Below are 26,456 nucleotides of genomic sequence, written 5' to 3' on the forward strand. Positions count from 1 at the left end.
GACGAGGCGAGCAGAATCAGCTTTCGTTCATCTCGCCGCTCCGAGCCGCCCCGACAGGGAAGAACCCGAAGTGATGGTCATCGGGGTCGCGGCTGAACATATACACCTGTGCTTCCCGGGCGATGTCGGCGGGCGGGCCGGTGTTCTCCACGACGATCGCCTGGCCGGTGAACCGGTGGAACAGGTCGCGGTAGAAGTAGTCGCTGACGCTGTCGGGCAAGTTCTCGTCGTCGGTGCGCCGCGCAGCGACAGGCTGCCGGTAGGTGACCAGAGGAGAGTCGAGGATGACGAACCCGGGATGAATGCGTTCCTCGCCAAGGCAGTAGTCGGCCAGACCGACGGCGAATGCGGCGTGAAGAACCGCCCGCATGCCCTTGCCGTGGCCGGCGCGGCCACGGTCGCCCACGAACAGTTCCGCGGTGTACTGGTCGTAGGACACGCTGCGCATTTGGACGTGCCAGGCCTGAAGGGCCCGCTCGATGGCGCGGTCGAACGCCGCGACGATGCCGGCGGGGATGCTGCCTGTAGGGCGCCCGCCGGGCACAGCACCGTCCGCGACCAGCTGGTCGCGGACTTCCTGAAGCTCTAGGATCCGCTGGTGGAGTCCGAGTTCCTTCTCGACCCGGGAACGCGCGGCCATCGCTTCCGACGCCAGGTGCTCGACCGGGAGCAGCTCTTCGGTGATGCGGGAGATCTCGAGATCCGCTTGTTCGGCCTGGGCCGCGCTGTGCGCGCGCTGCCCGGCGACGTCCTCGCGCTGGATCTGGAGATCGTTGATGGTCAGGCGCAGGTCGGACAGCAGGTGACGGGTCTTGTCGTTCTCGGCTGCGACCGCGGCGTGCAGGGCGGTCGTCTCCCGATCGTGCTCTGCCGTCTGGTGCTCTGGATCGGCACCGCAGAAGACACACGCCCCGGTGCGGAAGTACCCCAGGAGGTTGCCTGCCTCACTGACCATGGCCAGGCGAGCAAGGTCGGACTCGTACTGGGCTGCGCAGAAGCCCGAACCGTCCGAGAAGGTCGTTGATCTCCGCCAGACGCTGGTCGTACTGGCCGAGCGTGATGGCAACGTCCGCCCGGCGCCCGGCGGCGGCCGTGTGCCGCAGGGTGATCTCACGAAGGGAATTCGCGACGGTGTCCTGGTGGGCGAGCAGCCGGTGCAGCTGCGCAGCCAGCTCGCCCTCGTTCCCGCCGTGCGGATCGAGCTGGCGCTGCAGGTCCAGGATCAGTTCGTCCAACAGCCCGATCTTGCCCTTCTGTAGCCGCCGCTGTGCCGCGTTCGGCCTGGCGTCGGTCACCGGCTCTCCCTGGCCGGTCAGCAGCAACTTGAGAACCGACTTGAGGGCGGTCTGCCCGCTGGTGCCCGTGTGGCTTTATTCACGAGTAGTGGTTCTGGCTCAACTTCTGTGGACCTGTTGCGGAGCGTTACCGGTGACGGCCCCGGTGGCGTGCACCGGTGAGCGATCGTGCAGGCTGGACGCATGGCCAGTCGCGTTGAGAAGTACCTCGCCCATCTTGATCGACTTTCCGGAACAAGGGAGCCCGGCTTCTTCCCTGTCGAGTCGACCAAGCAGGGGCTGCGGGGCGTTACGGAGATCGTTTACGACAACCTGCCGGACGGGCTTCTCACGGCGCTCACCTACGGCTTGTCGCTGGCGGAGCATCCCGATTGGCAGCACGGCTCGCCGGAACTCTGCCTCAGCGTGAACTCGACCAACGTGATCTGGGCCCACGCCGTGGGCTTCCTCGCCGAGCAGCTCCGTGGAACCTGCCCATTCAGTTACGGCAGCACGATCAACTTCGGTGAGCGCATCGTGCCCGAGTCAGAGATGACGGCATTCTGCGTGTTCGCGCCGCTGGTTCTCGACAGAGAGGACTACCTGGGCATCGACGTCGGCATTCCGGGACACGAGGGCCACGACGTGATCAACATCCAAGGGATGTACCCCATCCACGAGGTCGAGCGGCAGTTCATCAACGAGTACGGGCTTGAAGCCTTCTGGAAGAGCGACTGGGAGCCGACCAACGTGCTCCGGCGCCCCGCGATCTAATCTGGGGAGGCCAGCTGGTGGACAGCATCAGGCGAGCAGGACTCGCTTGCGTAGGAGCGAGAAGCTGGCTCGGCCGAACATCTGGCGCTTGAGCATCTTGATCCGGTTGACATGCCCTTCGACCGCGCCCGAACTCCAGGGCAGAGTGAGTCCGGCGGTGACGGCGTCGAGATCGCGGTCGATGCCAGCGGCGAGGGTGTGGAGGCTGGGCAGGTCGTCCTGCCGGACGGCGTCGAGCCAGGCTGGCAGGTGTTCACCTTGGCGCTGCGTGAGCATGATCGCGAAGGAGCGGACATGCCGGGTGAGGGCGTCGAGCTCGGGACAGTGCGTGCGGAGAGTCTTGAGCTGGATCTGTTCGGGCTCGGTGAGGGTCTCCGGTCGGCTGAGGATCCACCCGGAGACGGTCCGCGGTGAGGGCGGCCGGGCGACTACCGGTCGTGGGGAGGTGCGCTTCTTGTGCAGGTAGGCGCGGACGCGCTGGTAGCTGCCCTTGTAGCCGAGCGGCACGATCTCTTCCCACAGCTTCCAGGCGTTGGTGCAGCCCTCGTTCCACCGGTCGTCCAGGTAGGGCTTGTGATCATCGAGGACCGAGGGCCGGTTCTGCCACTGGCCGGTGAACAGCTCCTCCGGAGCCTTGGCCTCGGCGAGCTGCTTGACGGTCCGCCAGGTCATGCCGAGCTGCCGCTGGACCGAGCGACGGCTGTGCCCGGCTTCCAGCAGTGCGTGGACGTCGGCGTGCCGGGCCCTGGTGCGGTCGGCGAAACGATGGCCGGTCGGCCATGGCGAGCCAGAGGGATCTTTCTCCGGCGCAGGCTCCGGATCGGGATCGGGGGCGGCCGTGCCAAGGGCGCGGGGGCAGCGGCGGTGCTGAGCGACGGCCCGTTCGGCAGCCTCGCTCACGTTGTGCCAGAGGTGCCAGCGGTCCGCGACCTGGACCGCCTGTGGAGCGCCGACGGTGGCACCTTCGGCGAAGAACGGCGCCCGATCACGGCAGATCACCTCAACGCTCGGCCGCGTGGCGAGCCAGGCCGCCAGGCTGGACGCCTCCCGGTCGGGCAGCAGGTCGATGGGGCGGCGGGTCTCGATGTCGATGAGGACTGTGCCGTAGTGGCGGCCCTTCCGGGTCGCGTACTCGTCAACGCCGATAACCCGTGGTGCGGCCACCTCGGGCTCGGGAAGCGCGTCCACCAGACGAAGCACCGTGCTGCGGCTGACGGAAACGCCGAGAACGCCGGCGATACGGGCCCCGGCCCGGCCCGCGAGCGCCAAGCCGACCGACGCCAGGGTCGAGCGCAACCGTTCGGTCCGCTGACTGTGCCGGCGCGTCAGGCCCGGTATCTGCTCGACGAAGGTACGGCGTGCGCAGTCCGAGTTTCCACAGGTGAACCGTCGGACCTTCAATTGAAGGACAACCCGTCGGCCTCCGCTGGGAACATCAGCAGGAAACCGCAGGTAGGAACCGTGAAACCGGTTCGACCAGGTGCCACAGATTGGGCACACGGCGCCTTCGGCGGTGCATTGCGCGTCAACGCGCACGATCGCGATGTTCACGTCTACCGACAGCACCGCGACGCCCGCGATCGACGGGAACAACAACTCCTTCAGCCGGAGCAGGACCTCTTCCACGGCCCTGAACATTCAGCCCGACTGCGTTACCCAGGGATCATTTTCAGGCAACTTCACCCCCAGCTCGAAGAGGCCCAGCAGTCACGGAGAGTGGCCGCGTCACAGAAGTTGAGCCAGAACCCCTAGAAGTGAACGAAGCCAGCCCCGATCATCGGCCAGTTCGGGGCCGCCTCCGCCGTAATAGTTCACTGCCCACTCCCGCTCGTCCCAGCACTATGGCTCTGCCGAGGACAACGCCCCCACCAGGGACAAGACACGGAACATCACACAGGAGGCCCTGGGACCAGCGGCCCAGGGCCTCGTACGCGCCGGCTCACCAGCAGGGAGCCGGGGGCCACCCATTCCACGCCCAGGCCCGAAGTGCGCCGAGCTGCTCCGCGGTGAACTTGTCGCGCCGGCTTCGAGTGTTGCTCAGGAAGACGCCCAGCCGTACGGGCACCGGCTCCCTCTCGCCGTCGACGACGTGCTCCTGGTGCGCGCGGTACGGGCCAGCCCGCACCTTCCCGCTCGACCCACTGCGCGAGGGCTGCGAGACCGCGCTCGAACGCCCGCTGCGCCTTGCCCTTGCGCGGCTTCGTCGCGGGCGCGTCCGGGCCGGTGCGGTCTCCGGGGAGTAGTCAGGGCCGCCCCGCTCCGGGAACAGGCGCTGACCTGCGATTGACCACACATCAGTCGCCCCGGGCCTTCCAGGGCCGGGGCGGTCCTGTTCGCCCGTCAGGTCGCTGTTCGGTGATCGTGTGTCATTCGTTGGCGATCACTCTGGTGCCTGGTGAGCAGAATCGCTACAATCGCCGTCATCTGACGGGCATGCCCGCAGGAAGGCCACCAACCCGATCCGGGTGGTGGCCTTTTGTGTAGCTGGGGTAAGCCGAATTCGCGGCGAAGTCCCGATCCGGAGCCGCAGCAGGCGCTCCGGCCCCCGCACGCCGACCACAGCGCAACTCGTCCGCCCCGGGCCTCTCCAAGGCCCGGGGCGGTGCTGTTTGCCCATCAGGCCGCCGTACGGCGATCCAGGGCCGGCCGCCGAGGGGGTGACCTCGTCACCGACTCCCTTCAAGGCAGGTGAGAGCGGGGTTGCGGGGCTAACCCCGCCGCCCCGCAAAGTGCTGCCTGCCGCCCGACGAAGCGACTCCGCGACGCAAGCAACCGGCCCGTGCTCCACTCCCCGCCCGCCCCACTCCCGGGGCGGCAGGCCGTGCCCGCCACCTGGCACTCGACACCGTCACCGACGTACATCCCACCACCGAGAGGAACCAGCCATGTCCACCGTCCCCCACCTCCCGCAGCAGCCCGCCGACCCCGCCGCTCCCGCCCCGGACCCGAGCGCTACCCCGGCCGCTCCCGCCCCGACCCCGGCGCCCGCTCCGGCCGCCGCCGTCGTGTTTCCGCCGTGGGCCAAGGCCGCCTTGGCCGGCCTCGCCATCGTGTCCGGCGTGCTGGCGAGCGCGTTCGCCGGGATCCTCGTCCTGGTCCGCCCCGGTGCCGCCGGTCCCATCAACACGGCGGTGGGCGTGGGCGGCTTCCTGCTCACTGCGGCTGCCCTGGTCATCGCCTGCCGCAAGCGGCCGTGACCCGGTTGGATCGGGTCGCGACCAGGGCGCCGCCGATGCACTACGCCGTGCGGTGAGCCAGGGCCGGAGCGGCCGGCGGGCAGCGGTGAGGGTCCGAGGCCGATCCAGGCCTGCTCCGCAGGCCCGCCGACGCAGGACACGCCGGCCCGGCAGTCCTGGGCACCCGGCCACCGCCCCGGCTTCGAGGCTGTTCGCGAAGTCCTCGCCGCGCGGCCGGTGCCGTGCCGCCGAGTTCGGTGACCTCGCACCGCGCCGCGGCGATCCCGGTCGTGAGCGTGGCGACCAGGCCGTCGGCCCCCGGCCGCGGGCACACCCCCGCGCGGCGAGGAGGCGGGCACCCGCCGGCCGCGCCTGCTCCCCGGTGGTCTCCAGGTACGGCCCGGCTCGGTGCACGGGGTCGCCATTCAGCCTGTCGGCCGCGGGGGCTCGCGCGGGCTCACTGCGGCTGACCGCCGTACGGTGCGGGGGCGAAGGGCGCGACGGACACCGTGCCGTCGTCGCTGACCGCGACCCGCTCGGCGAGCTGCTCCAGGACCTGCCCGGGAGTCAGCCCGGCCCGCTCGGCGATCTGGCGGATCAGCTGGCCCGGTACGGGCGCCAGCCACACCTCGGCCCGGACCTCATCGGCCTGCTCCCGCCGCTGCGCCATGAACGCGGCGTGCTCGGCGAGCCGGCGCTCGCGGCGCTCGACGCGCTCCCGCGCCCACGCAACATCGCTGGCATCCACGACGCCCTCCTCGGCCGCGCCGAGGAACTCAAGCGCCGCAACGAACTCCCCGACCACGACCTTGCCGACGCCCTCAGGCTGATCGTCGCGATCGACAGCATCAACGGCACCCTGCGTCAGCTCACCCGCTACTGGGAGACGGTTCCGGCAGCAGGACGACCCGAAGACGTCCCCGGCCGTCACCTGGCGGTGCCTGGCTCCGATAGCCAGCCCCGCCCCGAAGAGCAGCTCGCACCCGGGTCGTGCCCACGTTGTCCAGGAGGGCACCGCCCACCCGACGCAGGTTCTGCTGATGACCGACAGCCGAAGCGGCTGAGTGGCTCGCTGCCGCGGCGGCCGCGAGGAGCTGACCTGGAGCCGGGCTTACCACGGGCCCGGGGGATCAGCCGTGACATCTCCGGGCCCGGTACGGGTTCGCGCTGTCCAACGACGGGGCGGGCCCCGCGTCACGCGCTTTTCGACCGCCGGCAATGCTGCCGGACCGGAGCAGGGGCAACGTTGCCGCGCACGTGATGTACACCAGAACCATGAAGACCCAAGAAGTGTTCTGCGCGCGATGTGGCAGCGCAGAGATCCGAGTTACCAGCGTGGCAGGCACCTGCTTGGACCGCCGACTAGCCAGGCGCGGTAGCGGGTTCCCTATGTGCACACCGTGCGGTAGGGGGCGTCCGGAACGTATGTCCGCCATACGTCGGGAGTGATGTCACGGCCAGCGCGGTTGCAGATTTGCTTGGCAGCTGTCTCGGCAGCGGGGTTGAAGGCTCGGCGGCGGTTACTGTTTCCGATCATGCGCAGCACTCCGCGGTTGTCGAAGCGCATGGACGTGAGTGTGCCACCGCCCAGGTGCAAAGCGTCTCCCAGCGCGATGCGGGAGGAGACATCCCAGAATTGTGTGGCTTGGTAGCCCACGCGGGCGGCAAGGGTCTTGCCGTCAGGTGAGAATGTGGGCATATCGAGCTGTGCTCCGTAGTAAATGGCCCCCTGGGTGGTGCTGCTCGGCATCCTGCCGATCAGGCGCCAGGTACCGGTGTCTCGGAGTTCCACCCACCCTTCGGCAGTGGTGGTAACCAGCGAGTGACCGTCGGCCGAAAAAGCGGTGCCGGTGAGAGGGATCGAACCGAGGGCGCCGGTTTTGACCTTGCCCGTAGCCAGGTCCAGTACCTGTCCTCTCGTGGTGACAAGAGTGCGCCCGTCCGGGCTGAACACCATTTGGCCCTGGGCGTCGGCGAAACGTTGCGGGGCCCCCCTAGAAACGTTCCAGACCTGGACCGCCATCCCGTCCACGGTCTTGCCTGTCCATACCGCGACGTGTTTTCCGTCGGCAGACAGGGAGACCGAGTTGATCACGCTGTCCTGCTGGGCTATCGACTTCCGCAGGACTTCATGGCCCTTCCGGACGTCGTACACGACGAGGTCTGTGCCCCCGTCCAGCTGGTCCGTGTGGGAGTCTTCGAAGGCCAGCAGCCCGCCGTCGTTGCTGAGTGCCTGGATTTCGCCCGGGGCCAGATTGGGACCGGTCGGTGTGCGCTGACGGAGCGGGACTTTGTGGCCGACGAGCTCACCGCTTCTCATGCTGTACACCTGCTGGGGGGTGTACGGCCCACCGACGTTGACGACGCCGTACTCCCCGTTGGATGACATGGCGGTCTCAGGCTGCCCCATAGGCAGGGTGAGAGGGTCCGGTGCTATCGCTCGGGAGAGGTCAAGGGTCTGTACCTGGCTTCCGTTGCGGGTAACGACGACCAGTTCCTTCCGCTCCGAGTTCAGGGCATAGGTCACTATCCCGGGATCGGCCACGCCGTGGAGGTCTTGCCTGTCATATGCGTAGATCGGCTCGGGAGTCAGTCCCTCACGCCAGACCAGAAGACCGCTGCTCGCCGAGTAGCCGAGGACGTGGCGGCCGTCGGTGCTGAAGGAAAGGTTTTGCATCTCCGGTTCCACCCCTTCCGGTGGGTCCTCCAGCTGCATCTCTGTCACCAGGGCTCCCGTCTGCGTGTCCCAGACCCACAGTGCGGCTGCGTCTCCGGCCATCAGCCGACTGCCGTCCGGACTGAATCTCATACGGGACCCTCCACCGCCGAAGCAGTTTGCCAGCGAGTTGTCGGGCAGTTCGTCCAGATCCACCCGAGTCCACTTCCCGTCGGACGACAGTCGCTGCAAGGACACGCTTGGATATGGGTCGCATCTGGCCAGCAGGGAACCGTCGGGGGAAAGCGCGGCTTGGAAACTCAACGTCTCCGTTATGGTGGCCTGGCCTGTCACCGCATCCCATATCTCGTAGCCGCCGCCTTCGTCATCAAGGCTGACAACGATCTGCCCCTGGTCGTTGATGGACGTCGCGCCGTCACCATGCTTCATCTGGGGGCCGGCTAGGGTTCCGCTGACGAGGTCAAGCCCCTGGTGTCGTCCATCAGCCCAGCTGATCAGGGCGTAGCGTGAGCCACCGCTGATGTCCACAATCTCGGCCTCCTGCATCCCCTCGAACCGGTCGAGGCTCAGCAACTGCTTCTTCTTCGTCAAATCCCAGATCTGGCTTTTGCCTCGCACATTGAGAACGAGCAGCCGCCCGTCCGCACTGAGAATTTGATTGGCCACCTCCAAATCTCGGATACCGTGCGGAACCTGGAAGGCGTCCGCTTCCCTTTGGGTAGCTGCTGCGAGCAGCGAGGCCCGTGCTTCCTCGGTCGGGGAGATCCGCCACGCCGCGAGACTCAACAGCATGGCGTTCACGGGATCGGACGCCCGCAGGCTCTCCGCTGCCTGGGCGGTGGACCGGGCGATGGTCCGCTCCTGTTGCTGACGCGCCTCCCGTCTCTGTTGCACCGCGAACAACCCGGCCACCAATGCCGCAACCACGAAGACCGACAAAGTCGAAAGCAACTGCCGACGGCGTTTTACAGAGCGTGTGGCCGCCACCCGTGACGCAGTGAGGAAACGCGTCTCAATAGGGCTGGGTCGCAAATGAGCGGCGGCTGTAGCCGACCAGTCGAGCGTGGTCCGCAGCACTGAACCGTGCTGGAGGTCGTCGCCGCGTCGGCCGCCCCGGTCCCACACCAGAGCTGCCTCCCCCAGCCGGTTACGCAGGGCCAGGCCGTCCCGGTCCTGTTGCACCCAGCCGCGCAGACGGGGCCAGGCCGGCAGAAGCGCCATACTGATCGGGCGGACGGAGCCGTCCACGCCCACCACCAGGATTCCTGCGTCGGCCAAGGCAGCAATGACCACCTGTACAACCGCAGCCTCCTCATCGGAGCCTGCACCGGACAACTCCTCCGGAGCGGCTGTGCGAACCGAGTCTTGCGAGCCGTCCGGTGCACTGCCCGGAACTACCAGCCGCAACAGCAAGGACTGCACAGCAAGGTGATAAGCATCCGACAAGGCGGCGTACGCCTGCTCGGCACGCGCGCCCAGGCCGAGATCAAGGTGCGTCCCGGCAGCAGCGCTGGCACCGGAAAACTCAGCGGCTTCGGCACCTGCCTGCAGCAGAGCCAAGCGCGGGTCCGCGGAAGGCGGCATCGCCCCGATCAGCCCCTGCAACACCTCACTCGCAGACGGCCGCCGCTCAGGCTCCTTGGCCAGTGCCGCGGCCACTAGCGGCCTAAGCCGGGCCGGGACGGCAGACAGAGCCGGTTCGACCGTAGCCGTGCGATACGCAACTTCAGCCAAGTTGCCACCGCGGAAGGGCTCTTCCCCACCCGCGCAGTAGAGAATCAGCGCGCCCCACGCAAATATGTCTGAGGCCGCAGTGGCACGACGCCCGGCGAGGACCTCGGGAGGCATATACCCATACGTACCCATAAGGGCGCCCGTGGCCGTCAGTGACATTTCTGACGTTCGAGCGATCCCGAAGTCGATAATCCGAGGCCCGTCCGGACCAAGGAGCACATTCCCCGGCTTGAGATCGCGATGGACCACACCTGCCTGGTGGATGGCGGTCAACGCGGTGGCGATCCCCACCGCCAGGCGCGTCGTCTCATCGGCCGACAGCGGCCCCTCATCTCGCAGCCGGGCACCGAGCGTAGGGCCGGGTATGTACTCGCTGACGATGTAAGGACGTTCACCCTGCGTCTCGGAGTCGAGGATCTGCGCTGTGCAGAAAGAAGCCACCCGCCGCGCCGACTCAAGCTCCTTCTCGAAACGCTCCCGCACAAAAGAAGAAGCGTCGTAGTGCAGCACTTTCAGTGCGACCCGGGCGCCCGACCCGTCATACGCCTCATACACGACTCCTTGGCCACCCGCTCCCAGCCGCGCGGCCAACCAGTAATCACCCAAGCGCTCAGGGTCCCCCGCCTGCAGCGTCAACGTCCGCTCCCTATCGCCTTATTGTTCGAAGGTGCTGCTGCTCATCCGCCCCGGCTCCGGCGGGGCATCACTACGCGGAGATGCCCGCGTAGCGAACATGGGTCCACTTGCCCCCGTGTATCAGTGGGGTAGTGCGCGCTACTCCATAAGCTTCACGACCAACCCGTCTCCTAAGCCTTCAGACCGTCGACCTTCCGCTGACTGCCCATGGGGCAGATATGGGAACACATTGGGACGACGGAGCGGCAGAGCTGGTTCCAGACAGTCCGCAATGCCAGCACCCACCCGGGCGGGGTCCTGCTCGTGAGCGAGACCGAGGCTTCCGCGTGGACGCTGTCACGCAGACCGAAAAGGGCTGATGCGGGACCCGGCACTGTCCGTCCGGCCGCCGGCATCCACGACGCCCTGGTCCACCTCACCGACGAACTCAAGCGCCGAGACCAGCTCCCCGACGACGATCTCACCGAAGTGGGAGAGCTGATCCGAGCGGCGATCAGGGGGAGGCTGTAGGGGTCTCCTCCGCAGCAGGAGCGGCGTCCTGGAGCCGGTCGAGCCGTCCGTAGAGTGCGCGCAGCACCTCGGCCTTCGTCTTCACCCCGGTCAGATTGCGGGAGCGCTGGGAGAGGGGGTCGTTAGTTTCGCCCAGGACGATCTCGGTGAACAGGCGCCGGCCGTCGTGGGCCGGCAGACGGCTCGCGTATTCGTGTACGTCGGCGGCGACGGCGCGGGCTGCGCCGGTCAGCAGCAGCCCGATCTGCTCGTAGTCGTCCGGGAGGAACGCCGTCGGATCGGTCCACGACAGAACTGCCCGCAGCAGGTGCTCGTGCGTGGTCCGGTCGAGCGGGAGGTGGGCGCCCAGGTGGCCTTCGGGGTCGTAAAGCACGGTGTGCCCGTTCATGACGCGGCCTTCGCGCAGGAGGGGGAGGTGAGTTGCCGTAACCGGTCGGCGAACGGGGCGGCCGAGACGGGCGCCGACAGGGTGTGGGCGTCGGGGTGGCTGATCCAGTCGGCGGCGGCCGTGCCGTCCTGCGGCGTGACCGGGGCCAGGAGCTGGTGTCCCACGGACAGCACCCGGCCCCCGGGGATGCCCGCGAAGACGTCGCCGGTGCCTGCCTGCACCAAGGCGAACAGCTGGTCGCGGAGGTGGTCGACCAGGACCCGGTAGCCGTTGCGGGTGCCCGCGCCCATCGCGGTGAGCGCGTCGAGTCCGGCGGCCATCGGTTCGACGGCCACCGCGTCCCACGCCCGTCCGCACTCCACCCACCGCGTACGGGCTCGGTGCCCCCGCCACCGGGTCCGTTGGGCACCGGTGACTACGGCGAGCTCGCGCCAGGCCGGCGCCGCAGGCTCTCCGGAGCCAGCCGGTCTCCCCATGTACGCAGGTGCCATCGCCATCTCCCTGATCAGACGTCACGTAACCGACTACCCAAGCAGCAACGCCCGTACGGACGCGATGCCGCACCGATGAAAGAACGATGCAAGTCCCGGTAAACCGGGCCGAATCCCGGGCAGAGCAGCACCGGGAAGGGATACGGTCACGGCACCCGACCCGGAGCCGGCATGAACGACCACCCCAGCAAGCCTGTCCGCAACACGCGGCTGCGCAGGGTGCGCGAACTCGAGTTCCAGATGAGCCGGTCCGAGTTCGCGAAGAAGGTCAACGAGACCGGCAGGGCGGACGTGGCCTGTGGCCCGCGCCTGGTCGCCGACTGGGAGGACGGCAACGTGCTGTGCCCCCGCGCCGTTTACCAGCGGATCCTCACGCAGATGACCCACGGCCGAAGCATGACCGACCTCGGCTTCACCCTCCCCGCTCCACCCGCCCGCGCCGCCCGGTCCGTTCAGCCCCTCACCGGTGCGCACGAGCGCCGGGAAGAACCGGCCTTGGCGGACCGGCGGTCCTTCCTCCTTGACGGCGCGGCCGCCCTCCTGGCCCTCCCGCTCACCGCCGGATCGGCACCGGGGAAGATCGGCGCCCGCGAAGTACGTGCCGTCACCGCAGCCGTCACCACCCTGTACGACCCCGACCACGGCTCCGCACCCTTGCGCCAGGCCGCGTCCGAAGCCCTGCACACCGCCTACCAGTGGCTCCAGTCCGGCACCTACACCCACCGCACCGAGACGAAACTGCGCACCGCGACCGGTTCCGCCTGCGCGAGGCCGGCGGGTGGGCCCTGATGGGCGACGCCGCCGCCACGGACAAGGCGATCGTCCGCGCCCACACGCTCTACGCCCAGGGCCCCGCGACGACGCCGACCCGGCCTGGCTGGACTTCTACGCACCCGGTGAGCTCGAAAGCCTCGCCCGCGCCGACCTCGGTCAGCACGAACGCGCGGCCTCCGGCGCTGAACAGGCCGTTCTCCTGCACGGTGACACCTTCGCCAGAAGCAGGGCCCTGTACACGGCGGACATCGCCATCCAACATGCGGTGAGGGGCCGTCCCGAGCCGGAGGCAGCCGCCGAAGCCGCGGGCCGGCTCCTCGCGTTCCTCCCCGAAGTGCGCTCCGACCGCCTGCTGCAGTCCCTGCACAATGTCGCCGGCGCACTCCAGCGCCACGGCCGCGTCCCCGCGGTCGCGTCCTGGATCGAGGAATACCGCGCCACCACTACCGGAGGAGGACGGGCGTGACCAGCACCCGCACAGACGTCGTGATCCGCACCTACGGCCCCGGCCAGGTCCCGCCCCTGCTCGACACGATCGCCGACATCTGGGCCGACGCCCACCCCGAACTGGTCGACACCCCCGGGGCCTCCACCGACGGCCTGTCCGCCGCCGCACTGCGCCACCAGGTCACCAGCCACCTCCGTCACCAAGGCTTCACCCTGGTCGCGGCCTACGCGAGCGGCTCCATGGTCGGCTTCGGCTACGCCTTCCCGTGTACCCCGGAGTACTGGTACGGCCCCGAGCTGCTCCCCGAGATCCCCGAACACGTCCGTGCGGGCCGCCTCATGGGCCTGTGCGAACTCGCCGTCACCCCCGCCCGCCAGTCCCACGGCATCGGCACCCGCCTCCACACCAAACTCCTCAAGGCCATCAATCCCGACTACGCCTCGCTGCTGGTGCGCCCGGACAACACCGCCGGCCGGACCCTGTACGACCGCCTCGGGTATACGTACGCGGGCCCCTACCGCAACGAGCCCGGCGGCCCGGTCTACGACCTCCTGATCTTGGAGGTCGACGCCGAAGCGCGGTAAGCGTGGCGAACAGCTCCTCCAGGGCGACCCGGGTGCCGTTCATACGGCCAGGAGGTGGTGTCCGTACCTGAGAGCCGAGCACGAAGTGCACCGGCCACTTCGCCTGGTCCGCTGGGCTGGAAGCAGCCGAGCGCGGGCTCTGCGTAGGCGTGCCGAAACCCGTCGGGGCGGGAGCATCGTTTCTGCCGGGCGGGCCCCTACACGTGAGGGTGAGCAGGGGCCCGTCTCAGGTTCGTCAGCATCTGTGGCCCTGGTGCTGGCGTCGAGCAGAACCCGGACGAAGCCTTCCATGGCCACCACGGAAGCAGTCGCTCAAGGCCGTGAGCACGGGCCGCCGGTGGTCGCGGACTGGGTCAGGCGGTGCGGGCGTCTTCGAGTGTGGGGTAGAGGTGGAGGAAGGTGTCGGCGCCGACCACCTGGAACAGCCGCTGCACGGTGGGGGAGAGGTTCGCGATCCGTAGGTCGGCGCGCTCGTGGGTGGCAAGGACCAGCCGGAGGAACGAGGAGTCGGCGAACGTGATGCCGCCGGCGTCCAGGACGACGACGCCGTGCTGGGCGACGGCGGCATCGATCTGATCCGTCAGCGGCCCGAGGGAGTCGAGGTCCAGCTCTCCCCGGGGAGCGAATACCGGTATGGGTGCGGAGACATCGTCTCGGATCTCACGGTGATTCATGACGCCATTGTTCCCGGCTTGCCTGTGACGTGAAATGCGCCTCCGGGGTTCCGACGGCGCCCGGCGGCGATGACGGCGCCCGTGTGCCGGACGGCGAGGGCCGTGCATTAAAGACGGCCGGGAAGCAGGCCGATGACTCGGACATGCCGCACACACGCACCCGCCGCACCGTTCTCACCACCGGCACCCTCCTGGGCGCCGGAGCACTCCTCGGCGCCGCCCCGGCGGACGCAACCGGCAGAGTCCTTGCCGAACGCCGTCTGAACGACCGGCTGGTCGAGCTGACCGTGGACTCTCCTGCCCTCGGCAGCCGGAGCACGGTGGCTCTGCTGACACCGCGCGGCTGGGATCGGCGCCGCCCCGGCGACCGCTGGCCCACGCTCTATCTGTTCGCTGGCGGAGACGGCGACCACACGACCTGGACGAACCTGTTCAGAGTGCAGGACCTGGCGCAACTACGTGACGTTCTGGTGGTGATGCCGTCCATGCCGCTCTTCGGCTTCTGGACCGACTGGTGGAACCACGGCAAAGGAGGAGCGCCCCGGGTACGTACCTACTTCCTCCGCGAGGTCCTACCCCTGGTGGAGCACAGTTACGGCGCAGGTCCAGACAGAGCGGCAGCAGGCGAATCGCAGGGCGGATTCGGCGCCCTCGGGCTCGCTGCCCGTCTGCCGGGACTGTTCGGCGCCGTCGCCGCGTTCGGAGCACCCGTCCACCCGGTCCGCCACCCGGAGATGTGGCTATCAGGTGCCGAATTCGTCGGCGTGGACGGCTACGCGATCTTCGGCGACCCCTGGAAGCAGTGGAAGACGTGGCTCGACTGGGATCCCCACCATCACGCCCAAAGCCTGCGTCACACTCACGTCTACCTAGCCTCCGGCGACGGAACCCCCGGTCCGTTCGACAGCGACGAGCCCGACCCCCACATCCCCGGCACCGAGAAATGGGTCGCGCTCGCCGACAAGGGCGTCGTATCCGTCACCGAGGCGGTGTGCGGTGAGGAAACACGGATGCTCAGCGACCGTCTCACAGCTCTGGGCGCACCCGCCACCACACACATCTACCCAGGCGGACACACCGGCACGTACGGGTACAGGGAACTGCGCCACGCTCTGCCGATGCTCACGACGGCGCTACGCCGGTGATACTCGCCGGTCGCGGCGTTGAGGCCGACCCGGGCGGCTTGTACGGGCCCGGTGCTCCCGCCATCGGATGCGCTGGGCACCGGTGACCGTGGCGAGCTCGCGCCAGGCCGGTGCCGCAGGCTCCTCCGAGCCGGCTGGACTTCCGATGGGTGGCTATGGCGCTCTCCCTGATCAGACGTCACGTAGCGGACTTCCCAAGCAGCAACGCCCGCTCGCCGCTTCGGGGTGTGTTCCACCGGGTGGAGCGCACCGAGCCGTCCGTACCGACGGGGGAGTGGGGGCGCACCGGGTGCGGGCGGAGTCCACTCGACGCGCTTGACCGGGTGGGGAGTCCGTTGCATCGTCCGCTCGGCGCATCGTGCAGTGTGCGGGCCGCACCCGTGCGTCACCGCACCGGGCATCCGGTGCTGATCGGTCAGGCGGGGTTGATCGGGGGGAGAGTGTAGGTGCCGTCGAAGACGGCCGGCTGTGGCTGGTACATGCGCAGGATGGGGCGGAAGGGCCCAGGCGGGGTGGGTAGCCAGTTGCCGGCCCCGGCCGAGCTTATGGAGACGCATCCTGATCGGGTGGGGTGTCTTGCTGGGCTTGGTGGAGGGCGGTGCCGAGGGGGCTTTGGCGGTAGAGGACGTGGCGGCCGTGGCGGGTGCGGTCGACGAGCCGGGCGGCGGCGAGCACGGACAGGTGTTGGCTGACGGCTGCGGGGGTGACATGGAGTTGGTGGGCGAGCTCGGTGGTGGAGGCGGGCTCGGCGAGCAGGGTGAGAAGACGGGCACGGGGAGCGCCGAGAAGCCTGTCCAGGGACGGGGAGGCGGAAGGCGGCGGGCTTTCGGTGAGGGTGGCCAGGCCGCGGGCAGTGTAGATGATGTGGGGTGGTGCGCCGGGGCCGAGCATGGTCGAGACGCCGTCGACGAAACAGCTGGGCGTGAGCAGGAGACGGCGGCCGTCGATGGGGATGTCGGTGGCGGACGCGGCCCAGGGTCCGTTGCGGTGGATGCTCAGCACACCGTCGGTCCAGGTGAGACGTGGGCTGATATCGCTGAACAGGTGTCCGGCCCCATGTTCGGTCAGGGTGCGGGCCCGGTGGGCGATATCCGTCTCCAGCACGGACCGGATGCGCGGCCAGCGGGGCAGGAGGCACGCGTGCCAGTACGCCTCCAGTGCGTCGGCGATGTCGGCCAGCAGCCGGGCGGGGTCCGCGAGCCCGGCCAGCAGCCGGGGCGGGACCGGTTCACCCAGGGGGTGGAAGGTCTGTTCCAGTTCTGGTCCGAGCCTGGCTGGGTCGACTGCGCGCAGGGCCGTCAGCTCCGAGCGGATGCCGGGAGCGGGTTCATGAGGACGAGGGGTGAGGAGATCGGGCACCCAGTAGCGTCGCCGGGCCACCAGTGAGGTCAGTAGATCCTGATCGAGCCGCTCGAACGCCGGACGCATCGCGGTGCGTAGCCTCCGCAGGTGGGGCATGCGGGCGGCGTGGTTGCCCCACAGACGCAGACTCAGGACGGTCTCCTGGAGCGGCGAGTAGGCGAAGGACGTCGCCGCGAGGTCGGAGAGGCTGAGACGGAACCGGATCATTAAGCCCCAGTCTTAACGCATTCTGCTCCGGCCGCACGCCGGGTTGGCTCACGGCCATGACTTCCGCACCACCTTCCCGGCCGCCGATCGTGCCCGCCGCACCGCCCGCAGGGGGACGGCGCGTCTCCCTGTCGACCGATCCGGTCGTACGCGCCCTGGCCGCTCTGCTCGTGGTCAACGCGACCGGCAACGGCCTGTTCCTGACCATCAGCACCCTCTGGTTCACCCGCGGTCTGGGGTACTCCGCCCCGCAGGTGGGCTTCGCCCTGACCCTCGCAGGCCTGTGCGGCGTCCTCGCCGCCATCCCGGCAGGGCGCGCGTCCGACCGGCACGGGGCCAGACGCGTCCTGGCCGTCGTGCACCTGATCCAGGCAGTGGCGATGGCCGGCTACGCCGTCGCCGACACGTACACCGCCTTCCTACTGCTGGCCTGCGGTGTCACCGCGGGCAGCAGAGCCAACGCCGCCGTACGCAGCGCCCTGTACGCCCACAGCCTTCCCGCGGCCACACGCGCTCCCGCCCTCGGGCTGCTGCGGGCCGTCAACAACGTGGGTATCGGCGCGGGCGCCGCCCTGGGAGCCGCAGTCGTCGCCCTCGACCGCCCCGGCGCGTTCCAAGCCGCGATCCTCGCCGACGCCGCCACCTTCCTCCTCGCGCTCGTCCCGCTGCGCAAGGTCCCCGCCACGCAGGCCACCCTCCCACCGGCCCACACGGGTCAACCCAAGGCGCCCAGCGCGCTGCGCGACGGCCCTTACCTGCTCGTCACGGGGCTCAACGCGATCGTCAACACCCTCTACGTCGTCCTGGAAGTCGCTCTGCCCCTGTGGCTCGTCAACCACACACGTGCTCCACGAACCCTGGTCGGCGCCCTGCTGATCCTCAACACCCTTCTCGTGGTCGTGCTTCAGATCCGCGCCGCACACCGAGCCACCACGCTCCCCGCGGCCACACGCTCCTTCCGACTCGGAGGCATACTCACCGCCCTCGCCTGTGCCGCGGCAGCAGCAGCCCCGCACCGCTCTCCCACGACCGCGACCGTGATCCTTTTGACCGCCGTCGTACTCCTCACCCTCGGCGAGGTCACCTCACAGGCCGGCAGCTGGACCCTCGGCTACGCCCTGGCACCCGACCACGCTCAAGGCGACTACCAAGGCGTCTTCCAGACCGGGATCTCGCTCACCCAGGCCCTCGGCCCGGTCCTGATCACCACCCTCGTCCTCCCTCACGGAGCCATCGGCTGGATCGCGCTGGGCGCGGTCTTCTGCGCCGCGGCACTCGCCCTCCCGCCCACAGCCCGACGCGCCGAACAGGCGAAAACCGCACGCTTCGGATGACGCCTCCCAAGAAGCCGTGATCCGCCCCTCGGCGGGAAGGCAGGAGGCATGCCTCCCGCATCACACGGGCGCTCACGGTGTATCCAGCAGAGAAGTCCAGTGAGCCGGAGCATCCGACGCTGTTCGGGCCGGGAGGGACGCGGTAGCCGGGACAAGCTACGGCTCGCGGTGATCACGCCCACCTGCGTAGACGGGCGCCTCGCGCACCGGAGGACGGGGATCGACGTGACACCCATCTGACTAGCATGACTATTTGATCGATCATTTATCGGCTCAGTTCGGAGGACCGGAACATGGCGGAACACGGAGCACGGCAGCGGGTGACGGTGGTCTCCGGCGGCAGCCGGGGCATTGGCGCGGCGATTTGCCTGCGGCTGGCAGCCGAGGGGCACGACGTCGCCGTCGGGTACCGGTCGGACGCCGGGGCGGCCGAGGGCGTGGCCGAAGAGGTGCGCGCGCTGGGCCGGTCGGCCGTTGCAGTCGCGGCAGACACCGCCGACGCGACGGACGTGGACCGTCTGTTCGACACCGCGGCCACGCACCTGGGACCGGTCACCGCGCTGGTGAACAACGCCGGGGTGAGCGGGCCGGTCGGACCACTGGCCAGCGCAGACCCGGAAGGGATGCGGCAGGCCCTGGAAGTCAACATCCTGGGCTACCTGCTGTGCGCCCGACGGGCCATCGGCGACATGACGGCGGGCGGAGCGATCGTGAACATCTCCTCCGCCGCAGCGACCCTCGGCAGCCCCGGCACCTACGTCCACTACGCAGCGGCGAAGGCCGCCGTGGACGCCATGACGGTCGGGCTGTCCAAAGAAGTGGCGGCTGACGGCATCCGGGTCAACTGCGTCGCCCCCGGCACGATCTGGACCGACTTCCACGCCGACCCGCAGCGGCCCGCCAAGGTGGCGGCACTCGTCCCTATGGGCCGCGCTGGCCAGCCCGAGGAAATCGCCGGAGCGGTCGCCTGGCTGCTCTCGGACGACGCCTCCTACGCCACCGGCACGGTCATGAGGATCGCCGGCGGAATGTGAAGCACCGGCAGCTCCACCACCCCGGGGCACGTGCAGTCGGGGCGGGTACGGATCCCTGGGTACCGGGGACGTCGACCTGCCCTCCCCGGAAGCCGTTCCCGCAACACCCTCCACGAGCAGACCCACCACTGCCGCGTCTACCTCTCCACCCTGCCCCCGGGCTTCCTCCAGACCCCGGCGTTCGCGACCGCCCTCATGACTCAGATCACCCGCTTCCAGGGCACCCCCGACGACGTCGCCGAAGCCGTCGCCGCCCGCGTCGCCCGCTCCCGCTTCCTCTACGAAGGCGGCCACCGCTACGTCGTCCTCATGGAGAAATCCGTCCTGCGCTTCCGCACCGCCGACCCCGATGCCATGCGGGCCAGCTCCGCCACCGTGATGCCGCTCGCGTCCCTCTCGCTGGGGATCATCCCGTTCACCGCGCAGCGCACCGTGTGGCCGCTGGAAGCGTTCTACCTCCACGACGCATGGCCGTGGTCGAGACCCTGACGGCGGAGATCAAGGTGACACAGCCCCGCGAACTCGCCGACTACACCAAGGCGTTCGCCGGCCTCACGGAAATGGCCGTCTACGGCGACGCCGCCCGCAGCCTCATCCGGGCCGCGATCGACACCCTCGACGAGTGAACCTCCGCAATTTCGCGCAACCTCCTTGAAGGGAAAGTCGAGCACTCCCTACCGTCGGAACGCCCATCGACACACCGACCGAGGAGACGGGGCAGCATGCGCGCACCCACACCTAGCACCACCGCCCCGGCGCCCCAACACGCCGCCGAAATCTCCGAGTCCGGTACCGGACCGGCCGTGTACGGCGTCACCTCCCCGAACCTCCTCGCCCGCGCCCACCGCGGCTACGCCCGCTTCCTCGACAACGGGCCCGAGGGCCAGGACGACGAGGCCGCGCACCGTACGAGCACCGCGCGGTGACCGCCGACCTGCCACCCGAAGTCTCGGCCGCGCCGCCGTCGCGTCCCAGCACGCACACGGTCCTGTACGACCCCGACGGATTGCTCGAAGCCGGGCTCCCGCTCGACCGCGAACCCTACGAGAGCCTCATCACGGCCGTCCTCGCCTGGACCTGCCCCGACACACTCGCGATCCGCGACTACCACCAGATCGCCCTCCAGCTCACCGGCCATGCCCGCGCCGTCGCCGCCGAACTCCGCACGCGCGCCGACCGACTGCCGAAGTCCAGCGGACCCAAGGCCCTCGCCGACCTCGTCCTGCGCGAGGCGGAAGACCAGCTGTCCCCGCTGCCCGAGGGCACCATGAGCTGCGTCCAGGCCCGCGCCCGTACCGTCCGCGCCCTCTATGAACGCCTGGACCGCTTGGATGCCGCACCCACCGGCCAGGGCATTGCACCGAGCGGCGGTTGAGCTGGTGAATGGTCGCGTGAGCATGCTGATCCGGAGGGTCTGCGGGCGGTTCACTCTCAATGCCCGCCTGAGGCGGCCCACGGAAGTGGTGGAGCATTCCTGGTCGGGTCGGTCGGCGTGTCAGGGGCCGAGTTGTCGGGACCAAGCGCCCGCAGGCACAGCCGGCGGCCGGATCGTGCGGCAGCCCCCCGTCGGGGCTCCGTCCGCGCGGCTGTCGCGGCAGTTGGGCTGCGTCGTTATCGGTTGGCCGCATTTGCCGATGATGTTGTGCTCTGTTCGTAGGAACGTGTGCGGTGGGGCGGTGGTGCGGTGCTACGGGCGGGAAGGCAGGGGGCAGCTCACCTGTACAGGAGGTCACATGCGTACATCCGCCACGGTATTGAGCGGCCTGTTGGCTATCGGTCTCTCTGCAGCTGCTGTTTCCACGGCCGCGGCTCAGCCGGGAGACCACAGTAAGCCTTGTGCCACCCGCGCCGACCATCACTGCCCCACCCCCACTCCCGGCCCCCCTGGTCCCCCTGGGCCTCCGGGCCCTGCTGGTCCTGCTGGTCCTGCTGGTCCTGCTGGTCCTGCCGGGCCGCAGGGTCCTGCTGGGGTGGCGAAGCCCGCGGTCGTGGTCACCGGCACTCCGGTGGTCCATGACCAGAATTCGCCGTTTCCCTTCAGGGTGACTGCTACCTGTCCGGACGGGACCACGCTGACGGGCGGAGGATGGAGTGCGACGCCGAGTGATGTCCTCGGGGTGTCCAGCGAGTACCCCGACGCGGCGGCAAAAACGTGGACGGTCGAGCTTCTGCCGAGTTTCAACGCGACCAGTGCCTCGACGGCGACAGTGACGGCTTACGCCCTGTGTCTGCCCACTTCATGAGGTAGTTCCCCCGGCGAGCGGGCAGCGGCACGCCGTCCCGCGACGGGTGTGGCGCTCCTGGTTTCGGTTCAGCGTCGGGTGCCGGCGGTCAGCGGTCAGGACCGGTTCTCCGCGTGGTGACGGAGCCCCCTCGGATCTTCCGGGTGGGGCTCCGTTTGCGTACCTGCCTGGCAGCGCGTGCGCGGCACCGCGCCTTGGTGGCTCAACGGGCGGTTTCTGGGGTGCTGGTCGCGCCCGGTCCGGCTCCACCCGGGCCGTTCGTGCTGGTGGGCGTTCTGGAGGGCTGGGTTCAATGGTCGGGAGGCGTGGGGAGGCGGTCGAGGACGTATCGGATGTCGGGGCGCTGGCCGGTTCCGGAGCGGTAGAGGGCGTGGATGCTGCGGTGGACCGGGATGTGCAGGGGGTGGATGCTCAGTTCCGGTGTGGGGGTGGGGAGGGCCATGTGCGGGATGAGGGCGACGCCCGCACGGCGGGCGACGAGGGTGGTGAGGACGGTGAAGTCGCCGGCCACCGCCGCGGTTCGCGGGACGAAGCCGGCGGCGCCGCACGCGCGCTGTGTCATTTCGTGGCACGCGGTCTCGGGGCCCGGGAGGAGCCAGGGGGCGTCGGCGAAGTGGCGCAGGTCTGCGGGCGTGCCGGGTGTCAGGTGGTGGTCGGTGGCGTCGGCGGTGTGCAGGACGAGGTGGACGGGTTCGTCGAACAGGGCCAGGTGCTCGCAGCCGGCGGGGAGCGGGCGGGGGAGCAGGCTGTAGGAGTGGGTGACGGCGATGTCGACCTGGTGCCGGGCGAGGGCGGTCTCGGCGGCCGGCGGTTCGTGCTCGGCCAAGAACAGGGTGGGCGCTTCCGGCGCGGGTGCGGTGCCGGGCGTGGGCCAGAGTGTGGGGATGATCGTGCGGGCGGCGGAGGCGAACGCCGCGATGCGGACGGTGCCGCGTTCGCCCTGGCGCAGTGCTGTCAGGTCCGACTCGGCTGCGGCGAGGTTGCCGAGGAGTACGTGCGCGTGGTCCACCAGGCGCTGTCCCGCGCCGGTGAGGTGGAGGGTGCGGCCCCGCTTCTCCAGGAGCCGTACCCCGGCCTCTTTCTCCAGCACCGTCAGTTGCTGGGAGACGGCCGGGCCGGTGAGGTGCAGGGCCTGCGCGGTGGCCGCGACGGTGCCCTGCGAGGCGAATTCGGCCAGCACCCGCAGACGGCGAACATCCAACAAGGAAGATTTCCTAACTGATCAACAAGAAAAAGATAAATGGACCTAATGGATGGTACCCGGCAGAGTCGGCAGGGTGAAGCTCGACAAGACCCCGCTCGCTCTCGCCGCCACCGTGCTGCTGTGGGCCACCGCCTTTCCCGCGATCCGCGTGGCCCTGGACGGTTACGGACCGGCCCAGCTGTCCTTTCTCCGCCTCGCCGTCGCTTCCCTCGCCCTCGCCGCGGTCACTCCGTGGCTGAAAATCCGTCGTCCCGCACGCGACGACCTCTGGCGCATCGGCCTCGCCGGTGGCACCGGGATGAGCGCCTACCAGCTGCTGCTGAACTGGGGCGAGCTCCATGTACCCGCCGGTACCGCCAGCCTGATCATGGCCGCCGTCCCCGCGATGAGCGCCTTGCTCGCGGCCCGCTTCCTCGGCGAGCGGCTCACTCCGGCCAAGGCCGGTGGTTCACTGACCGCTCTCGCCGGCGCGGGACTCATCGCGCTGTCCGGCACGGAGAGCGGATACACGGCGGCCGCATGGACCGTTCTCGCAGCGGCCTGCGGCCAAGCCGTCTACCACCTGACGATCAAGCCCCTACTCCGGCGCTACACCGGACTGGAAGTCGCCGCCTACGCCATGTGGGCCGGAACCGCCCTTCTGCTCCCCCTCGCCCCCACCACCATCCGGGCCGTCCCCCACGCCCCCCTCGGAGCGACAGCCGCCGCTGTCTGCCTCGGACTCCTGCCCTCGGCCGCCGGGTTCTTGGTCTGGGGCTACGCCGTCGCCCGGCTCAGCGTCACCACCGCCACCGCCGCCCTCTACCTCGTTCCCGCCGTCGCACTCGCCGTCTCCTACCTCTGGCTCGGCGAACACCCCCACCCCACCGCCGTCCTCGGCGGGCTCATCACCATCGCCGGCCTTCTGCTCCTCAACAAGCGCCCCCGGCCCCCGCGGCCCGCAACACCGAACCTCGCGCCGCGACCGGGAGAGACCGTCTTCCCACGCCATCACTCCTGACCCCGGCCGACAGCCCGATCGCGGGCGGTGCGCCCGCGCCCCTGAGGTCTCGAGTCCGTCCGGCGCCGCAGGATGGGCGCACCGATTCGCAGGCGTGGGGTCCGACGGCCTCGATCGGAAGGGTAGAGCGCCTGAGCGCCGCAGACCTGGACGGTTGCCCCCTGCTGTGGCATCCCGGCAGCGGCGCGAGATAGGGACGAAGGGCGAACCGGCTGCACGGAGACGGGGTACGCCGTCGCCCAGCTAGGAGCCCTCGCCCGGATCGCGCGGCCGGCCGGGGGAGGGCGGCTGTGCGGCGGTTTCCGTCCATTGCCGGGCGCGTGCCACGGCCTCGCGCTGGGCGCCGAAGATCTCGGAGGTGTGGGGGAGGACGGCGTCTTCGCCGAGTTCGGCGACCAGGCCGGTGCGGTGGAGGACGGCGAGGAGGCGGGGCTCGACCCCCGCGAGGTAGAGCCGCCCTCCATGAGCCCGCAGGTCCCGAGCGTAGCGGCGCAGCAGTTTCAGGACGGCGGAGGAGGGGACGTCGGGGACCCCGCGCAGGGCAAGGATCACGGCCGCGCCGTGTGCGCGGGTGGTGTCCGGCCACTGGGCGTCGATCCGGGGGGCTTCGGCGAAGAGCGAGGTCCCGCCGTAGTGGAGGACAGTCACCGTGCCGGGGTCGATGCGGGCGGGGACGTCGGTGACCTGCCACTGGCCCTCTGCGGTTTCTTCAAGGGCGTGGAGGCGGCTTTGGCGGGCTGCTTGCACGCAGTACAGGAGGAGGGAGAGGAGTGCGCCGACGACGATGGCCTGCTGGAGGGGAAGCTGGGTGGTGGCCAGGAAGGTGACGGTCATGGCGGTGGCCGACAGGGGAGAGGTGCGCAGGACGAGAACGATGTCCGCTCTGCGGGCGATGATCAGTTCGCAACCGATCACGATGATGAGACCGCCGATGACGGGCATCGGGATGCGTTCGGCCAACTGGCCGAGGGTCAGGACGAGCAGCGCGAGCCACAGTCCGGCAAAGATGCCCGTCCAGCGGGTGCGGGCGCCGGCGTCGACGGCGACGCCCGTGCGGGACATCGAGCCGCCGGCGGGCAGCGCCCCGAACAGCCCGCCACCGATGTTGCCGATGCCCTGCGCCATGAAGTCACCGTTGACGGACGACTTGGTGCCGTCCGGGTTGGGGATGCTCGGCCCGATGGAGGCGGCCTGGGCTAGGCCGACGAGGGCGACGGCGAAGGCGCCGGGCAGCAGTGCCCCGACAGCCGAGGGGTCCGGGGGCGTGAAAGCGGGCAGGGCGCCGGGGATGCGGGCGATGTCCCGCGCCAGCTCCACGTCCACGCCGAGAACACCGACGGCAATGCTCACCACGAGCAGCGCGATCAGGACGGCGACCGGCTCCAGCCGCTTGATCAGCCGTACCAGCGCCCAGACGGCGATCGCGGCGAGGGCGGCGAGGGTGGCCGCGGGCGTCCAGTCACCGAGATGCAGGACCCAGTTGCCGAGCTGGACGAGCCTGTTGTGGCCGTCCGGCTCGTAGCCGGTGGCGTCCTTCAGGGAGCCGGTGATGATCTGGAGGGCGATGCCGGTGGAGAAGCCGGTCATCACGGCGTTCGAGACGAACGACAGGGCCAGCCCAAGCCGCAGGACCCCCAGCAGCAGCATGACCGCACCGGTCAGCACGGTCAGGGTGGCGACGTTGCCCGCGTTCAGAGCGTCGAGGCCGGCCTCCTGGATGACGCTCTGCGAGGTCAGGGCGAGCGCGGAGGTAAGGGTGGTGACCATCAGGACGGTACGGGTGAAGAGGGAACCCAGAATGGTGGGGACGATGCCCGCGTAGATGCCGGCGACCGGGTTGAAGCCGCCGATCGCCGCGTAGGCCATGCCCTCCGGAATGGAGAAGAGTCCCGTCACGAGGCCGGCGGACACGTCGGACGGCCTCGGCCTGCCGAGCGCGCGCAGTCGCCCGCCTTTTTCGGCCGGAGGCTTCACGAGGTGAGTCCGCTGATCGCGTCCCCCACGTACTTGGCGCCCAGCAGGACCAGGACCACCGTCATGATCGCGCTGTTGTGCTCACCCATCCACGCCTTCCAGCCGCCCAGCACCGCGGCCGACCTGCTGCCCCCGAATACGTAGACGAGCAGCGGGAGCAGGACGCACACCGAGCCGACGACCACGAACAGGACCCCCGCGACAACCTTGCCGCCCACGCCGGCCGGGCTGCTCGCGATGGAAGCCGCGCCACCGATCGTGAGAACGAGGTTCTTGGGGTTGGCACCCGACAGCAGGGCGGCGAGACCGGCCGCTCTGCCCGGGGTGATGCGGTCGATCGCCCGCATCCAGGCCGGCAGCGCGTGCTCCTGTCCCGTATGGGGGCGGTCCTTCCACTGCTTGGCTCCCATGAGCAGGAAGAGCACGCCGAGCGCGAGCTTGAGCCAGTACGTCCACCGGGCGGGTGCGCCGCCGTCGTCGGCACCCGCGCCTGATCCTGCGAGGACGACCACCGTGGTGATCACCCCGAGGGTGACCATCCAGCCCAGCGTGAACGCCATGCCGTTGACCTTGCCGCGCGGGGTGGCCAGCATCAGCACCACCGCGATCAGCGGAAGAGGGCTGATCGCGATGCCCACCGCCGACGCCAGCATCTGCCCGACAGCATCACCCATCCCTGCCTCCTCGATACCGTCACCCCGCGTACGGCAGGCGAGCCGGCAACGAGCCTGTCCCGGCTCCCGGGGAGGCGCAAGGCAAGCTCGGCCGACTGGACCAGAGGGGGTTGTCGCCGGTGAGGTTGACGTTCCTGTC

General features: G+C 69.5%; 25 protein-coding genes and 1 pseudogene. 13 read left to right on the forward strand and 13 right to left on the reverse strand.

All coding sequences use genetic code 11. The features are described from left to right. Positions 1-16 precede the first annotated feature (16 nt). Both OHT52_RS30955 and OHT52_RS30960 read right to left on the reverse strand, forming a co-directional pair. A complete protein-coding gene (locus OHT52_RS30955; protein WP_328723484.1) occupies positions 17-955 on the reverse strand; it encodes a hypothetical protein in 939 nt (312 codons plus the stop codon). Next, on the reverse strand, positions 945-1,295 hold the full coding sequence (locus OHT52_RS30960; RefSeq protein ID WP_328723485.1) for a hypothetical protein: 351 nt from the start codon (positions 1,293-1,295) through the stop codon (positions 945-947). The genes OHT52_RS30955 and OHT52_RS30960 overlap by 11 nt, the downstream gene beginning before the upstream one ends. 183 nt (positions 1,296-1,478) lie before the next feature. On the opposite strand from OHT52_RS30960, the gene OHT52_RS30965 reads away from it, so the two are divergent. Then, the gene (locus tag OHT52_RS30965) at positions 1,479-2,048 is read left to right on the forward strand and encodes a suppressor of fused domain protein (RefSeq protein ID WP_328723486.1); all 570 of its coding nucleotides are present in this window, start codon (positions 1,479-1,481) and stop codon (positions 2,046-2,048) included. A 27-nt stretch (positions 2,049-2,075) separates the two neighbouring features. On the opposite strand, the gene OHT52_RS30970 is transcribed toward OHT52_RS30965, so the two are convergent. Then, entirely contained in the window at positions 2,076-3,674 is a 1,599-nt protein-coding gene (locus OHT52_RS30970; protein ID WP_328723487.1) for an ISL3 family transposase, read from the reverse strand. 1,259 nt (positions 3,675-4,933) lie between these two features. Here OHT52_RS30970 and OHT52_RS30975 point away from each other — a divergent pair. Beyond that, on the forward strand, positions 4,934-5,245 hold the full coding sequence (locus tag OHT52_RS30975; protein ID WP_328723488.1) for a hypothetical protein: 312 nt from the start codon (positions 4,934-4,936) through the stop codon (positions 5,243-5,245). A 436-nt stretch (positions 5,246-5,681) separates the two neighbouring features. On the opposite strand, the gene OHT52_RS30980 is transcribed toward OHT52_RS30975, so the two are convergent. Next, positions 5,682-5,972: a hypothetical protein gene (locus OHT52_RS30980; protein ID WP_328723489.1), complete on the reverse strand. Its 291-nt coding sequence runs from the start codon at positions 5,970-5,972 to the stop codon at positions 5,682-5,684. 639 nt (positions 5,973-6,611) lie between these two features. Continuing rightward, complete coding sequence (locus tag OHT52_RS30985) at positions 6,612-10,271, reverse strand: WD40 repeat domain-containing serine/threonine protein kinase (RefSeq protein ID WP_328723490.1); 3,660 nt, start codon at positions 10,269-10,271, stop codon at positions 6,612-6,614. A gap of 303 nt (positions 10,272-10,574) precedes the next feature. Between OHT52_RS30985 and OHT52_RS30990 the strand changes: the two genes are divergently transcribed. Next, positions 10,575-10,781: a hypothetical protein gene (locus tag OHT52_RS30990; protein ID WP_328723491.1), complete on the forward strand. Its 207-nt coding sequence runs from the start codon at positions 10,575-10,577 to the stop codon at positions 10,779-10,781. Here the strand turns inward: OHT52_RS30990 and OHT52_RS30995 are convergent. Then, complete coding sequence (locus OHT52_RS30995) at positions 10,765-11,169, reverse strand: restriction endonuclease (protein ID WP_328723492.1); 405 nt, start codon at positions 11,167-11,169, stop codon at positions 10,765-10,767. The genes OHT52_RS30990 and OHT52_RS30995 overlap by 17 nt on opposite strands. Then, positions 11,166-11,504: a hypothetical protein gene (locus OHT52_RS31000; protein WP_328723493.1), complete on the reverse strand. Its 339-nt coding sequence runs from the start codon at positions 11,502-11,504 to the stop codon at positions 11,166-11,168. The genes OHT52_RS30995 and OHT52_RS31000 overlap by 4 nt, the downstream gene beginning before the upstream one ends. Positions 11,505-11,831: 327 nt before the next feature. On the opposite strand from OHT52_RS31000, the gene OHT52_RS31005 reads away from it, so the two are divergent. Continuing rightward, positions 11,832-12,449, forward strand: coding sequence for a hypothetical protein (locus OHT52_RS31005; protein WP_328723494.1), 618 nt, complete (start codon positions 11,832-11,834; stop codon positions 12,447-12,449). 49 nt (positions 12,450-12,498) lie between these two features. Here OHT52_RS31005 and OHT52_RS31010 read toward each other — a convergent pair whose 3' ends face one another. Then, entirely contained in the window at positions 12,499-12,639 is a 141-nt protein-coding gene (locus OHT52_RS31010; protein WP_328723495.1) for a hypothetical protein, read from the reverse strand. Positions 12,640-12,699: 60 nt separating this feature from the next. On the opposite strand from OHT52_RS31010, the gene OHT52_RS31015 reads away from it, so the two are divergent. Both OHT52_RS31015 and OHT52_RS31020 read left to right on the forward strand, forming a co-directional pair. Continuing rightward, positions 12,700-12,900 carry a hypothetical protein gene (locus OHT52_RS31015; RefSeq protein ID WP_328723496.1) on the forward strand — a complete coding sequence of 67 codons (201 nt, stop codon included), beginning with the start codon at positions 12,700-12,702 and terminating at the stop codon, positions 12,898-12,900. Continuing rightward, positions 12,897-13,466: a GNAT family N-acetyltransferase gene (locus OHT52_RS31020; RefSeq protein ID WP_328723497.1), complete on the forward strand. Its 570-nt coding sequence runs from the start codon at positions 12,897-12,899 to the stop codon at positions 13,464-13,466. The genes OHT52_RS31015 and OHT52_RS31020 overlap by 4 nt, the downstream gene beginning before the upstream one ends. Positions 13,467-13,819: 353 nt before the next feature. On the opposite strand, the gene OHT52_RS31025 is transcribed toward OHT52_RS31020, so the two are convergent. Further along, a complete protein-coding gene (locus OHT52_RS31025) occupies positions 13,820-14,140 on the reverse strand; it encodes an STAS domain-containing protein (RefSeq protein WP_328723498.1) in 321 nt (106 codons plus the stop codon). Positions 14,141-14,283: 143 nt separating this feature from the next. Here OHT52_RS31025 and OHT52_RS31030 point away from each other — a divergent pair, with 143 nt between their 5' ends. Next, positions 14,284-15,285, forward strand: a complete 1,002-nt coding sequence (locus OHT52_RS31030; RefSeq protein WP_328723499.1) for an alpha/beta hydrolase — start codon at positions 14,284-14,286, stop codon at positions 15,283-15,285. Between the two features lie 543 nt (positions 15,286-15,828). On the opposite strand, the gene OHT52_RS31035 is transcribed toward OHT52_RS31030, so the two are convergent. Beyond that, a complete protein-coding gene (locus OHT52_RS31035) occupies positions 15,829-16,854 on the reverse strand; it encodes an ArsR/SmtB family transcription factor (RefSeq protein WP_328723500.1) in 1,026 nt (341 codons plus the stop codon). A gap of 56 nt (positions 16,855-16,910) precedes the next feature. On the opposite strand from OHT52_RS31035, the gene OHT52_RS31040 reads away from it, so the two are divergent. The 5 genes and pseudogenes from OHT52_RS31040 to OHT52_RS31060 all read left to right on the forward strand — a co-directional run bounded on the left by OHT52_RS31040 (position 16,911) and on the right by OHT52_RS31060 (position 20,597). After that, positions 16,911-18,188, forward strand: coding sequence for an MFS transporter (locus OHT52_RS31040; protein WP_328723501.1), 1,278 nt, complete (start codon positions 16,911-16,913; stop codon positions 18,186-18,188). Positions 18,189-18,481: 293 nt separating this feature from the next. Then, positions 18,482-19,222, forward strand: a complete 741-nt coding sequence (locus tag OHT52_RS31045; protein WP_328723502.1) for an SDR family oxidoreductase — start codon at positions 18,482-18,484, stop codon at positions 19,220-19,222. A 102-nt stretch (positions 19,223-19,324) separates the two neighbouring features. Beyond that, positions 19,325-19,848 (forward strand): annotated as a pseudogene (locus OHT52_RS31050) (Scr1 family TA system antitoxin-like transcriptional regulator); the annotation flags it as partial. Between the two features lie 96 nt (positions 19,849-19,944). After that, a complete protein-coding gene (locus OHT52_RS31055; protein ID WP_328723503.1) occupies positions 19,945-20,148 on the forward strand; it encodes a hypothetical protein in 204 nt (67 codons plus the stop codon). Continuing rightward, a complete protein-coding gene (locus tag OHT52_RS31060; RefSeq protein ID WP_328723504.1) occupies positions 20,145-20,597 on the forward strand; it encodes a DUF6415 family natural product biosynthesis protein in 453 nt (150 codons plus the stop codon). Before OHT52_RS31055 ends, OHT52_RS31060 begins: the two co-directional genes overlap by 4 nt. Before the next feature lie 1,157 nt (positions 20,598-21,754). On the opposite strand, the gene OHT52_RS31065 is transcribed toward OHT52_RS31060, so the two are convergent. Beyond that, on the reverse strand, positions 21,755-22,669 hold the full coding sequence (locus OHT52_RS31065) for a LysR family transcriptional regulator (RefSeq protein WP_328723505.1): 915 nt from the start codon (positions 22,667-22,669) through the stop codon (positions 21,755-21,757). A gap of 73 nt (positions 22,670-22,742) precedes the next feature. Between OHT52_RS31065 and OHT52_RS31070 the strand changes: the two genes are divergently transcribed. After that, positions 22,743-23,669 (forward strand): DMT family transporter, encoded by a 927-nt coding sequence (locus tag OHT52_RS31070; protein ID WP_328723506.1) that lies wholly within the window; start codon positions 22,743-22,745, stop codon positions 23,667-23,669. 243 nt (positions 23,670-23,912) lie between these two features. Here OHT52_RS31070 and OHT52_RS31075 read toward each other — a convergent pair whose 3' ends face one another. Both OHT52_RS31075 and OHT52_RS31080 read right to left on the reverse strand, forming a co-directional pair. Further along, entirely contained in the window at positions 23,913-25,580 is a 1,668-nt protein-coding gene (locus tag OHT52_RS31075) for a SulP family inorganic anion transporter (protein WP_328723507.1), read from the reverse strand. Between the two features lie 59 nt (positions 25,581-25,639). Then, entirely contained in the window at positions 25,640-26,317 is a 678-nt protein-coding gene (locus OHT52_RS31080) for a GAP family protein (protein ID WP_328723508.1), read from the reverse strand. Between the last annotated feature and the right edge of the window lie 139 nt (positions 26,318-26,456).

The sequence above is a fragment of the Streptomyces sp. NBC_00247 genome, from assembly GCF_036188265.1.
In the GTDB taxonomy this organism is placed as follows: domain Bacteria; phylum Actinomycetota; class Actinomycetes; order Streptomycetales; family Streptomycetaceae; genus Streptomyces.

Coding starts and splice junctions, on each gene's coding strand:
- OHT52_RS30955 (WP_328723484.1), bottom strand. CDS start 955: ATGGTCAGTGAGGCAGGCAACCTCCTGGGGTACTTCCGCACCGGGGCG.
- OHT52_RS30965 (WP_328723486.1), top strand. CDS start 1,479: ATGGCCAGTCGCGTTGAGAAGTACCTCGCCCATCTTGATCGACTTTCC.
- OHT52_RS30975 (WP_328723488.1), top strand. CDS start 4,934: ATGTCCACCGTCCCCCACCTCCCGCAGCAGCCCGCCGACCCCGCCGCT.
- OHT52_RS30995 (WP_328723492.1), bottom strand. CDS start 11,169: ATGAACGGGCACACCGTGCTTTACGACCCCGAAGGCCACCTGGGCGCC.
- OHT52_RS31005 (WP_328723494.1), top strand. CDS start 11,832: ATGAACGACCACCCCAGCAAGCCTGTCCGCAACACGCGGCTGCGCAGG.
- OHT52_RS31025 (WP_328723498.1), bottom strand. CDS start 14,140: ATGAATCACCGTGAGATCCGAGACGATGTCTCCGCACCCATACCGGTA.
- OHT52_RS31030 (WP_328723499.1), top strand. CDS start 14,284: ATGCCGCACACACGCACCCGCCGCACCGTTCTCACCACCGGCACCCTC.
- OHT52_RS31035 (WP_328723500.1), bottom strand. CDS start 16,854: ATGATCCGGTTCCGTCTCAGCCTCTCCGACCTCGCGGCGACGTCCTTC.
- OHT52_RS31040 (WP_328723501.1), top strand. CDS start 16,911: ATGACTTCCGCACCACCTTCCCGGCCGCCGATCGTGCCCGCCGCACCG.
- OHT52_RS31045 (WP_328723502.1), top strand. CDS start 18,482: ATGGCGGAACACGGAGCACGGCAGCGGGTGACGGTGGTCTCCGGCGGC.
- OHT52_RS31055 (WP_328723503.1), top strand. CDS start 19,945: ATGCGCGCACCCACACCTAGCACCACCGCCCCGGCGCCCCAACACGCC.
- OHT52_RS31080 (WP_328723508.1), bottom strand. CDS start 26,317: ATGGGTGATGCTGTCGGGCAGATGCTGGCGTCGGCGGTGGGCATCGCG.